Raw genomic sequence first — 11,265 nt, 5'->3', positions numbered from 1 at the left:
AGAGGCTGTTGTTCATGTCCTTGAGGGCTTGCATCAATTGACCGGTTTCATCTTTGCTGGTCACTTCGATATGGCTACTCAGGTCGCCGGCGGCGACTGTTTGTGCCACCTGCACGGCCCGATGCAAGGGCTGCGTGATGCTGCGTGCCAGCAACCAGGCCAGGAAGAGGCCAAGGCCGAGCGACAGCAAGGTACAGACGATCAGCAGCAGGCTGGTGGCGGCACGCAAGTCTTCACTTCGCTGTGCTGCTGTGTCCAGCAGGGCCCGCTCGGTGTCCACCATCTGCTGCACACCGGCAAGATAGCTGCGCGAGGTAGGCTCGAAGCGTTCGTTGAAGATGCGGTTGGCACCTTCCACATCGCCTGCCAGCTTGGCTTTGCTGACCTCCTCGCGCGCCGCCAGGTAATTCTTGCGAAGCTCGCCCACCTTGTCGAACAACTGGCGCTTCTCGGGCGTGTCCATCTGGGTTTCGATGAATTTCTGCAAGGCATTGGTTTGTGTGATTGAGGCTGCCGTTGCCGGCGCGAAATAGGCGATCAGGCTGACATCGCCGCTTTTGGCGATGGCTGCGGCCCGCTGCACGCCCGATGTGGTGTGGCGCAGCCAGTCGGCACCGGCCCGCTCGGTCTTGACGTTGTTCTCGACCATGGCGCTGATTTCAGTGCCCAGTTGCCGCAGCTTCAGGACGGCAAGCACACTGCTCGTCAGAAACAGGGCAAGGATGATGCCGACCACCAGGGCCAGTCGCTTGCCGATCGAGATATTGCTTAGAAACATGAACGGGACTCCAGAAATTGAGGGGAGGAAAAAGCGGCATGCCTTGTGCCAATTGAATTTGCGGAATGGGGGAACCGGAGGGAGGCAGCGGCATGGGGCGAGCCCACGCCCATTGCTGGTCATGCGCCTTTCCTGTGCATGGCGGGCTATCCTCCGTCGCGGGGCAAACAGGCGCTTCATCAGGAATACCCGGATCTGGCGTCGCCCACGACAGAGCGGCTGGCCATGCACCGCCTCCCTCGTTATCCGTTTATCGGCAGCGCCGCCAGAAACTTGAGGCTTGGGTTGCAGGAAATTGTGCGGAAACGTTACGCCGATGGGCTGGGCAGTAACCGGAGCTGGCGGACCTCGGAATGCAATATCAATCCGGCCTGTACGACGAACCCGGCGAGGGCCAGCACCAGGCAGGCCGCCTCGCCCCAGGTCGCCCCGACCCAACCGCCCAGCGCGGCACCCACCGGCCTGGCCCCGGTATTGACGGCCAGGAAGATCGCCGACACGCGTCCGAGCATGGCGCCGGGTGTCACAGTCTGCCGCAGCGTGGTCGAGGTGATCGTCCAGATGATGGGGCCGGCACCGAAAAGAAAAAATGCGAACGCTGCCACTGCGCCGGAAGGAAGCGCCAGCGTGGCGACCATGATCAGCGCCGCCAGCACCGAAACTATCGGGCCGAGCTGGATGGCCCGGCCGAAAGGCAGCTTCGCGACAACGCGCGGTGCCAGCAGGGCACCTGCCACCATGCCGGCACCGTAAGCGGCAAGTGTCAGTCCCACCGCGGCTGCGTTCAGGCCGAGCAGCCGGACGGCATAGGGCACATAGGCGGCCTGCAGCACAAACCAGGAAATGTTCCAGGCCACGGCCGTCAGAAGTATGGGCCGCAGCAATGGATGGCTCCAGACAAGGCGTGCCCCATCCTGCAGCTCGCGCAGCGGATGCCGCTGTGGCGCTGGCGTGCGCTGCGGCTCCGTCAACTGTAGAAGCAGCGCCACCGCCGACGCCGACAACACCGCGGCCAGCACAAATGCTGTGGATGCACCGGCCCACGTGACCAGTGCGCCGCCGAGCGCCGGCCCCGCGGCAAAGGCAGCGCTCCGGGCGAGTTCGAGCCTGCCGTTGGCCCGTGCAAGTGCCTCGCGCGGGACCAGCACCGGCACCAGGGCGGGCGCAGCGACGCTGAAACCCACCGTGCCGACAGCACCCACAAAGCCCAGCACCGCCAGCAGCCCGATCGAGAGCTGGCCACCGGCAAGGGCAGCCAGCAGGCCGAGCAGGGCCAGTGTGCGCAACACTTCGGACGCCACCATCAGGCGCTTGCGCGAAGTGCGGTCTGCCAGCAAACCCAGGGGAATCGATAGCAGCAGGAAGGGCAGGGTCTGGGCCGTGGCCAACAGCCCGATCTCGCCAGGGCCAGCGCCCAACGCCAGTACGGCCACCATCGGCACAGCCGCCAGGCTCAATTGCTCGGCTAATTGCGCCGCAAGGTTGGACCTTGTGAGGGCCAGCAGAGAGCGGGGAAGTGTTGCGGTCATGTGTTTTCGGTGTCGGGAAATGGCCTTATCCTGCCGCGGGAGCCGGCCAGCACTGGCCATTTACGGACCTGCGAGCAGGATCCGCAGGGATAATCGCCCATCGAAGGGGGACCAGCCGGTACGATGGCCGGCAGGGCTTGTTGTCAACCATACCGTCCGGGGGGACACATGAGAAAAGCAGCGTGGGTACTTGGCGTGGTCCTGCTTGTACTGGTCGCCTATCTTGGTTTGTGGCCGGTGCCGATAGAGCCTGTCAGCTGGAACGCGCCCGCCGCGCCCGGTTATGCGGGTCCGCACGCGGTGAACAACCGGCTGGCTGGTCTGCAGGTGATTTCGCTGGGCTCGGAGGAAGGGCCCGAGCACATCGTGCTTGCCAAAGACGGCAAGCTCTACACCACGGTGGTCAGCGGCAACATCCTGCGCATGAACCCGGACGGCAGTGCGCAGGAAGTATTTGCCAACACCGGCGGAAGGGTACTGGGATTTGACTTTGATGCTGCAGGCAACCTGATTGCAGCCGACGCGGTCAAGGGCCTGCTGTCCATCACCCCGGACAAAAAGATCACCGCGCTGACCGACAAGGTTGGCGACGATCCGATCCGTTACGCCGATGCGGTGGTGGTGGCCGCCAACGGGAAAATCTACCTGAGCGATGCTTCCACACGTTTTGCGCCGGCCCGCTGGGGCGGCACTTTTGAAGCGAGCGTGCTGGACATCCTGGAGCAGTCGTCCACCGGGCGAATTCTCGAATACGATCCCGCCTCCCAGGCCACGCGTGTGGTCGCCAAAGGCCTGAGCTTTGCCAATGGTGTGGCCTTGAGCCAGGACGGCAAAACGCTGTTTGTTGCTGAAACCGGCAAGTACCGGGTCTGGAAAATATCAGTCGATGCCAGCAACCTGGACGTGGCGCAACCAAGTCCGCAAGCCCGTGTGCTGCTGGACAATTTGCCGGGGTATCCGGACAACCTCATGCGCGGCCTGGACGGAAAAATATGGCTGGGACTCGCCAAGCCCCGGAACCCGGCGATTGACAACATGGCGGGCAAACCCTTTTTGCGCAAACTCACGCTGCGGCTTCCCCGCGCCCTGTGGCCGATTCCCAAATCGTATGGGCATGTCATGGCCTTCACCGAAGACGGAAAAATCGTGGCCGACCTGCAGGACCCGGCCGGGGCCTACCCGGAGACCACGGCAGTCACCGAAACACCCGGCAAGCTCTACATACAGAGCCTGCATGCCAAAGGCGTGGGCTGGCTGCCTAAATAGCGGAACCGTAGCCTTGCCGCCTCACCGCGATGCTGCGTTGCGCTTGCGGGTCGCGGCGGCTTTTTTGGCGGAAGCCGAGCGCTCTTCCGCGCTGCGCGATGCTGCTGCGGCGCCGCCGAGGCGGCCGCCCTTGCGTGAAGGCGCGTGGTTGGCGGCCTGTCCGCGCCCCGAGCCGGATTTCTTGCCGCCTCCGCTTTCCTTGTTCACGGTGGCCCAGGCGCGGCGTTCGGCTTCTTCTTTGCCGACGCCGCGCTTTTCATAACCTTCCTCGATGTGTTCGGCCTTGCGCTGCTGCTTGCCGGTGTAAGACGACTTGTCACCTCTTGGCATGGCTTTCTCCTTTGGTGGTGGATGGAGCAGGGGAACCTGGCTCAGCCCCGGATCTACCGGCGCTTTCGAAACGATAGCGCGATGGCGCACGGGCTCCGCGCGGAAATTTCCCCTGTTCTCGTCGGCACTTTCCTACCCGGATGCCGTTCGATTTGCGGCGCGCTGCAAACCGCAGGTCAGCTGCGCCCTATCGCCGCGACGACACCACGATGCCGCCGACGATCAGCAGGAACGCGATGCCGTGATAGGCATGCGGCAGCTCGCCGAGAAAAGCCGCCGACATCAGTGCCGCAAACAGCGGCGTGAGGTTGGCGAAAAAGCCGGCGATGGCAGGGCCCGCGCGCTGCACGCCGATGCCCCAGCACCGATAGGCCAGGATGGCCGGGCCGACGGCGACATAAAGCAGGGCGGCTGCCAGCGGCCAGCCCCAGCGGATGTGGGCATCGGTCAGCGCCCATTCGCCGGCCGCGAAAAAGCCGGACCAGCCCAGGCCGAAAACCATCTGCGCCATCAGAAAAGCGGCCCAGTCGCTGCGAATGGCTGGCGGCTCTTTCGGCTGCGTCAGCAGCCAGCTGTAAAACGCCCAGGCCACCGTGGCCAGCAGGACATAGAGGTCGCCCGGCACCAGCCGGACCTGGGCCAGCAGAGCCCATTGGCCGCGCGACAGCACGACCAGCACGCCGGTGATCGACAGCAGCGCACCCATGATCTGGCGGTGCGACACCTTTTGCGCAAACCACAGCCAGCCAATGGCCAGCATCCACACCGGCGTGCTGGCGGCGACCAGCGTCACATTGAGCGGGCTGGAGGTCTGAAGCGCCAGGTACTGCAACGCGTTGTAGGCACCCACGCCGAGCAGGCCCAGCAGCGCAAAACGCTTCCAGTGCGGCCACAAGCCGCTGCCGCGCCGCAAAACCCAGCCGGCCAGCGGCAGCAGGAGCACAAACGCGAGTGCCCAGCGCAGAAAGTTCAGCGTGATGGGCGGTACCAGCTCATGGACCAGCCTGCCCACCACGGCGTTGCCGGCCCAAAGCAGCGGGGGGACGACCAGCAGCAGGGCGGTACGAAGATTCAGGCCGGTCGTCATGCGGCGACTGTACCCAGTGCCCCGCGACATTGCTGAGGAAAGGCTGAACATCCGCGCGCCGTTCGCGGCAGCCCTGGCTGGCCCTGCAGGCGCTGCTGATTCGTGGCAGGATGCAGGCCGCATTCTTCTTTTCGCATCCCTTCCACCGCATCCAAGGAAAACCATCATGGCCCAGACCACCTCGCTAGCCGTTCGCATTGACCAGAACGGTGGGCCTGAAGAACTCAAACTGGTCGAGGTCCTTGTCGACGAACCGGGCCCCGGTGAAATCCGCATTCGCCACAAGGCCGTGGGCTTGAACTATATCGACGTCTACCAGCGCGCCGGCCTCTACAAGCTGCCCATGCCGCTGCAACTGGGCATGGAAGCTTCGGGCGTGGTGGAGGCCGTTGGCGAGGGTGTGACACATCTCAAAACCGGTGATCGCGCAGCTTATGCGAGCAACCCTCCGGGCAGCTACTGTGAAGTACGCGTGATGCCGGCCAAGTGTGTGTGCAGGCTGCCGGATGACATTTCCTTCGAAACGGGCGCCGCCATGATGCTCAAGGGTCTCACTGTGCAGTACCTGCTGAGCCGTACCCAGCCGCAGGGCGGCTTGAAGTCCGGCGACTTTGTGCTGTTCCATGCCGCGGCCGGCGGTGTGGGCCTGATCGCCTGCCAGTGGGCCAAGGCCATGGGGCTGCAGCTGATAGGAACCGCCGGGTCGGACGAAAAATGCGAGCTGGCGAAAGCGCAGGGTGCGGCTTTTGTCATCAACTACGCGAAGGAAGATTTTGTCGCGCGTGTGAAGGAAATCACCGGCGGCCAGGGCGTGAAGGTGGTCTACGACTCGGTCGGCAAGGACACCTTTCTGAAGTCGCTGGACTGCCTGCGCCCGTTTGGCCTGCTGGCCAATTTCGGCAACGCCTCGGGCAAGGTCGAACCGCTGGACATCGGCCTGCTGGCTGCCAAGGGTTCGCTTTATGTTTCCCGGCCCACGCTGTTCACCCACATCGCCACACGCGAGACCACGCAGGACATGGCCGATGAGCTGTTCGCGATGGTCAGCAGCGGCAAGGTCCAGATCCGCATCGACCAGCGTTTCCCCCTGGCCGATGTGCAGCAGGCGCATGTTTCCCTGGAAGCACGCAAGACCACCGGCTGCACCATCCTGACGCTGTAATCCCCGGCAAAACTGTGTAAAGCCGCGCGCGGCATTCAACGCATGGCATGGGCGAGGCGTTAAATGGGGCTTCAGGAGTGACCATGGCCCCAACATTCACTGTATCGCGCGGGTTCGCACTGGCCTTGGCCGGACTCGCCCTTCTGGGCGGTCCCGCGCTGCGTGCCCAGACCGATGACGGGCCGCCGTCTGCCAACGTGGCTGCCGCCTGGCGTGCCAGTTCACGCCTGGGCTATGCGCCCACGCCGGCGTCAGCGCAGGCGGCCCAGGCGGCTCCGCGTGCCTGGGCCCTGCGGCAGATCGACGAAGCGTACGCTGCCAGCCGGCAACCGCCCGATATTCCCGCCGAGCTGGCGCGTTTCAACGCGCCGCTGGGCGACATCGTGCGCGATTTCCAGGCCGAACGCGAAGCGCGCAAAACCCCGCGCGAGCAGACCATGCCCCCGGCAGCCGGGCCCGCAGCCGTGCCGTCTGCGGTCGACGGGCAAACCTTCAGCCGGGAGATGGCGCAAAGCGCCGCCGCCTGGCGGCTGATGGCTTGCAGCGACCCGGCCATGGAAAACCCGCTGCTGGCGCGCATGACCGAATTCTGGTTCAACCACCTCAATGTGTTTGCCGGCAAGGGCGTGGTGCGGCCATTTGTCGGCCACTATGTTGTCAATGTGATCCGGCCCAACGCCCTGGGCCGTTTTGAAGACCTGCTGCTGGCCAGCGCGCAGCACCCGGCCATGCTGCTTTACCTCGACCAGGCGCAGAGCAACAGCCGGGGCCTCAATGAAAACTACGCACGCGAACTCATGGAGCTGCACACGCTGGGTGTGAATGGCGGCTACACGCAAAACGACGTGCGCGAACTGGCGCGCATTCTCACCGGCTGGACCGTGAACCTGCGGAGTGGTGAAGGCTTCCGGTTTGCTGAGCGCCTGCATGACCACGGGGACAAGACCCTGCTGGGCCGCGGTTACGCCGACCAAGGCATGGCCGAAGGCGAGCAAGCCATCCGCTTTCTGGCGCGCCATCCGGCCACGGCGCGAAGGATAGCGACGCGCCTGGCGAGTTTTTTTGTAGCCGACAAGCCTTCGCCTGCGCTGGTGGACCGGCTCAGCAAGACCTTCCTGGCCACACAGGGCGATATTCGCGCGGTCATGCGCACGCTGGTGGCTGCGCCCGAGTTCTGGGCCGCGGACAAACAGCTTTTCAAGACCCCGCTGGACTATGCCTGCTCGGCGCTGACGGTGGCCGGTGGCGCGAAAGAGCGGCGCGACATTGTGCAGGCCCTGGGTTTCCTGACACAGGCCGGTCAACCCATGCATGGCTGGCAGACACCCGACGGCTACAAGACCGACGCCGCAACCTGGCTGGCCCCCGAGGCACTGACCCGGCGCGCCGACTACGCCATGGGCCTGGCGCGGCGCATGCCGGCGCCCGCTTACCTGAATGTTTTTTTGAGTAACGCCACACGCGAGCGCATCGCCCGCGAAGAAGCGACCCTGCATACCGGTCTGATGCTGGCCAGTCCCGATTTCATGCGCAAGTAAGCCCGAACAGAGGAGATTTTTCATGCCTTCCAACCCGTCTTCGAAGCCGGACGGTTTGCGCCGCCGCCATTTGCTGGGCCTGGGCGCGCTATCGGCCTGGCCCCTGAGCGCCGGCGTCTGGGCGCAGTCTCTGCCTGCCGGCACTTCCGCGCTCGACGGCGGCCGCTTGGTGGTGGTATTCCTGCGCGGTGCTTGTGACGGCCTGTCGGCACTGGTGCCCTATGCCGACCGCGACTACTATGCGCTGCGGCCCAACATAGCCATTGCCGCGCCTGATGGCGGCACGCAAACCGCCCTGCGGCTGGACAACACCTTTGCGCTGCACCCGGCGCTGGGCCCTTTGCTGCCTCTGTGGCAGCAGGGTGTGTTCGGTTTTGTGCCGGCAGCCGGCCTGCCGGCGCCCAACCGCTCACATTTCGACGCGCAATACCAGATGGAAATTGCGCAGCCAGGCAAAACCAGCAGCGCCCCGGGCTGGCTCAACCAGGTGGCCAGTCTGCGTGCGGGCCCTGCGGCGGCGCTGGGTGTGGGCGAGGCCAACCCCGCCATTCTCGGCGGGCCGGCCGCCGTCAAGCTGATTCCGCGCGGGCAGGCGGCCGCGCGTACCGGCGTGCTGGCCAATGACAGGGTGCGCCAGGCCTTGCTGGATCTCTACGCCGGCGACGACAACATCAGCCAGGCCTTTCGCCAGGGCGCGGGCAGCCGACTGCAGAGCGCGCAGGAACTCAGCGCCGAAAAGGCCGCGGCCGACGTTCGCCGCAATACGATGACCGCCGCAATGCCGATGGCCGATCGCCAGCTGGACCGGGACGGCACACCCGCCAGCGCCCAGGCCCAGACGGCGCAAATGCTCGCCGCCAGCAATGGCGCGCCCGACCCGGTGGGCCTGCAGCTCGATGCGCAGCACCTGGGCACACTGATGCGCAATGACCGCGGCCTGCGTCTGGGCTTCCTGTCGGCCGGCGGCTGGGACACCCATGCCAATCAGGGCGCGGCCACCGGTCAGCTGGCCAACAACCTGGGCAACCTGGCACGCGGCATTGTGCAGCTGCGCCAGGATTTTTCCGGGCCCGGCGACGTGATCGTGGTGATGAGCGAGTTCGGCCGTACCAGCGCGGAAAACGGCACACGCGGCACCGACCACGGTTTTGGCAACGCGCTGTGGCTCATCGGCAACCGCGTGAACGGCGGCCGCTGGCACGGCCAGTGGACAGGCCTGGCGCGCGGCAATCTCAACGAGGGCCGCGACCTGCCGGCCCACCATGACTACCGTGCCGTGCTGGCCCAGGTGCTGCGCAGTACCTTTGCGATGGGCGATACACAGCTGGCCAGCGTCTTGCCGGGTGCCGGCTGGGACCGACGGCTCGATGGGCTGATGGCCAAAGCCTGAGACAAAGCCGGAGAGTTCGGGGCACGAGGCGCTGCATGGGCAGGCGAGGTGTCATGCGCCTGCGTTTTAATACTTGCCATGAACCCGCCCACTTTAGATCCGAGCTACCTGCGTATCCTGCATGCCGCTGCCGTTCAGCCGCCCTTGCGCCCGCGCGTACCGCTCTGGGCGGGCGAGGCCGTGATCGGCTCGGTTGAGCCGGAATTCTTGAACAAAATCGTGCTTCCGCCCTTGCCAGATGGTCGTGAGCAGCTATTAAAAGAGGAGCGTTCTGGCATTCTCGGCTGGCATGTGCAGGGCGAGGTGACTGCTGGGCTGAACCGGCTGGCCGCCGCGCTGCATGCCATGGGGCTAGCGGGTGCCTGGCGTGACGAACAACTGGCTGTTCCCGATGCCCACGGGCAGGTGGTGGGCACGGTGGAGCGCGCGGCGGTGCGGCCGCTGGGCATCGTCACCCGCGCGGTGCATCTGGTGGGCCAGGTGACAGACGGGCGCTTCTGGGTACAACAGCGGGCTTTCGACAAACCCAACGACCCGGGCCTGTGGGACACGCTGATGGGCGGCATGGTTGCCGGCACGGACACGGTGGCCAAGGCGCTGGTACGCGAGACCTGGGAAGAGGCCGGCCTGCACGTTGCCGACCTGCTGGCCGTGCGCCACGGCGGGCAACTGCGTACCTGCCGGCCCGCGCGGGACGGCGGCGGCGCGGGTTATGTGGTCGAAGACATCGACTGGTACCGGTGCATCGTTCCGGACAGCATGGCCCCTGTGAACCAGGACGGCGAGGTCGAACGTTTTGCGCTGATGGACGCCCGCGAGTTGCTGCAAAAGATGCGGAACCACGACTTCACGCTCGAGGCCGCGCTGATACAAGCTGCACTGCTGGCATAGCATTTCAGCAGCGCGGGGGACGTCTCCCGTTCAAGCAGGGGCCGCGGGTCCGGCTTCGCCGGCCCGCAGGCGCAGCGGCCCCCTCGGGGGGCAGGGAGTTACACGAAGTGAACGACCGTGGGGGTCTTTTTCCAGGCAGGGGCCGCGGGTCCGGCTTTGCCGGCCCGCAGGCGCAGCGCCCCCTCGGGGGGCAGCGACCCGCGCAGCGGCGGAGCGTGGGGGCTTCAGAACTTGCCGATCTCCGGCCAACGGCGGTGCAGGTACAGCCAGGCCACCAGGCCAATGCTCATCATCAGCAGGGAGACAGCCGCCAGCGCCACCGTGGAGTGCATGATCAGTGGCGCGATCAGGCCGGCCACGATGCCGTTGGCGGTCGAGCCGATGAAGGCCTGCAATGACGAAGCCATGCCGCGACGCTCGGGGTAGAGGTCCAGCACCAGCAGCGTCACCACCGGTACCATCAGGGCCCAGCCGAAGGCAAACACGGCAATCGGAAATAGCGCCCAGGACACGTGGGCCTTGAACAGCAGGTTGGCGGCCAGGTTAAGCACCGCGATCACCAGCATGATCACAAAGCCGTGGCGGATCTGCTGCTTGGGCGCAACCCGGCCGGCCATACGCCCGCTGAGCCAGGCGCCGGCCATGATGCCGGTAATCGTCAGGACAAAAAACCAGAAGAATTCTGTCGGCGCCAGGCCCAGGTGTGAACCCAGGAATTCAGGCGCTGACAGCACGTACAGAAACATGCCGTTGAAGGGCACACCGCTGGCCAGCGCCAGCAGAAAAAAGCGCGCACTCGAGCCGAGCTGCCAGTAGCCGCGCACCAGGTGTTTCACATTGAAGGGCTGGCGCTGTGTGATGTGCAGCGTTTCGGGCAGCAGCTTGTAATTGGCACTCCAGAGCAGCACGCCGACACCGGTGAGGAACCAGAAAATCGCATGCCAGTCCAGGTGCACAAACAGCCAGCCGCCGATGATGGGCGCAATCGCTGGCGCCACGCCGAAATAAATCGTCACCTGGCTCATTACCTTCTGCGCCTGGGCCGGCGGAAACATGTCGCGGATGACAGCGCGCGAGACCACGATGCCGGCGCCGGTGGACAGGCCCTGCAGCGCCCTGAAAAACACCAGCTGGCCGATGCTTTGCGACAGCGCGCAGCCGGCGGACGCGACGGTGAACATGGCAATGCCCCAGAGCACCACCGGGCGGCGCTCGAAGCTGTCGGCCAGTGCGCCGTGAAACAGGTTCATGAAGGCAAAACCGAACAGGTAGGCCGACAGCGTCTGCTGCATCT

The 11,265-nt window shown here is 65.3% G+C and carries 10 protein-coding genes; 5 read left to right on the top strand and 5 right to left on the bottom strand.

Annotation, left to right across the window (positions count from 1 at the left end; translation table 11 throughout):
* Both ABI660_RS21320 and ABI660_RS21315 read right to left on the bottom strand, forming a co-directional pair.
* Positions 1-778 (bottom strand): HAMP domain-containing protein (locus ABI660_RS21320; protein WP_348071902.1); only part of this gene is annotated, 778 nt, incomplete at its 3' end.
* Positions 779-1,086: 308 nt separating this feature from the next.
* Positions 1,087-2,307 carry an MFS transporter gene (locus ABI660_RS21315; protein ID WP_348071900.1) on the bottom strand — a complete coding sequence of 407 codons (1,221 nt, stop codon included), beginning with the start codon at positions 2,305-2,307 and terminating at the stop codon, positions 1,087-1,089.
* A gap of 168 nt (positions 2,308-2,475) precedes the next feature.
* Between ABI660_RS21315 and ABI660_RS21310 the strand changes: the two genes are divergently transcribed.
* Positions 2,476-3,573 carry an SMP-30/gluconolactonase/LRE family protein gene (locus tag ABI660_RS21310; protein ID WP_348071898.1) on the top strand — a complete coding sequence of 366 codons (1,098 nt, stop codon included), beginning with the start codon at positions 2,476-2,478 and terminating at the stop codon, positions 3,571-3,573.
* A gap of 21 nt (positions 3,574-3,594) precedes the next feature.
* Here ABI660_RS21310 and ABI660_RS21305 read toward each other — a convergent pair whose 3' ends face one another.
* A complete protein-coding gene (locus tag ABI660_RS21305; protein ID WP_348071896.1) occupies positions 3,595-3,903 on the bottom strand; it encodes a plasmid stabilization protein in 309 nt (102 codons plus the stop codon).
* Positions 3,904-4,090: 187 nt separating this feature from the next.
* Complete coding sequence (locus tag ABI660_RS21300; RefSeq protein WP_348071894.1) at positions 4,091-4,990, bottom strand: DMT family transporter; 900 nt, start codon at positions 4,988-4,990, stop codon at positions 4,091-4,093.
* A gap of 166 nt (positions 4,991-5,156) precedes the next feature.
* Here ABI660_RS21300 and ABI660_RS21295 point away from each other — a divergent pair, with 166 nt between their 5' ends.
* The 4 genes from ABI660_RS21295 (at position 5,157) to ABI660_RS21280 (ending at position 9,971) form a co-directional block, all read left to right on the top strand.
* Positions 5,157-6,152, top strand: a complete 996-nt coding sequence (locus ABI660_RS21295; protein ID WP_348071893.1) for a quinone oxidoreductase — start codon at positions 5,157-5,159, stop codon at positions 6,150-6,152.
* Between the two features lie 83 nt (positions 6,153-6,235).
* On the top strand, positions 6,236-7,690 hold the full coding sequence (locus ABI660_RS21290) for a DUF1800 domain-containing protein (protein ID WP_348071891.1): 1,455 nt from the start codon (positions 6,236-6,238) through the stop codon (positions 7,688-7,690).
* Between the two features lie 22 nt (positions 7,691-7,712).
* A complete protein-coding gene (locus tag ABI660_RS21285) occupies positions 7,713-9,080 on the top strand; it encodes a DUF1501 domain-containing protein (RefSeq protein ID WP_348071889.1) in 1,368 nt (455 codons plus the stop codon).
* 78 nt (positions 9,081-9,158) lie between these two features.
* Entirely contained in the window at positions 9,159-9,971 is an 813-nt protein-coding gene (locus tag ABI660_RS21280; protein ID WP_348071887.1) for an NUDIX domain-containing protein, read from the top strand.
* A 224-nt stretch (positions 9,972-10,195) separates the two neighbouring features.
* Here the strand turns inward: ABI660_RS21280 and ABI660_RS21275 are convergent.
* Positions 10,196-11,265 (bottom strand): multidrug effflux MFS transporter (locus tag ABI660_RS21275; protein WP_348071885.1); only part of this gene is annotated, 1,070 nt, incomplete at its 5' end.

The sequence above is a fragment of the Polaromonas sp. genome, from assembly GCF_039930745.1.
Taxonomy (GTDB): Bacteria; Pseudomonadota; Gammaproteobacteria; order Burkholderiales; family Burkholderiaceae_C; genus Polaromonas.
This window is presented reverse-complemented; position numbering and strand designations above follow the sequence as displayed.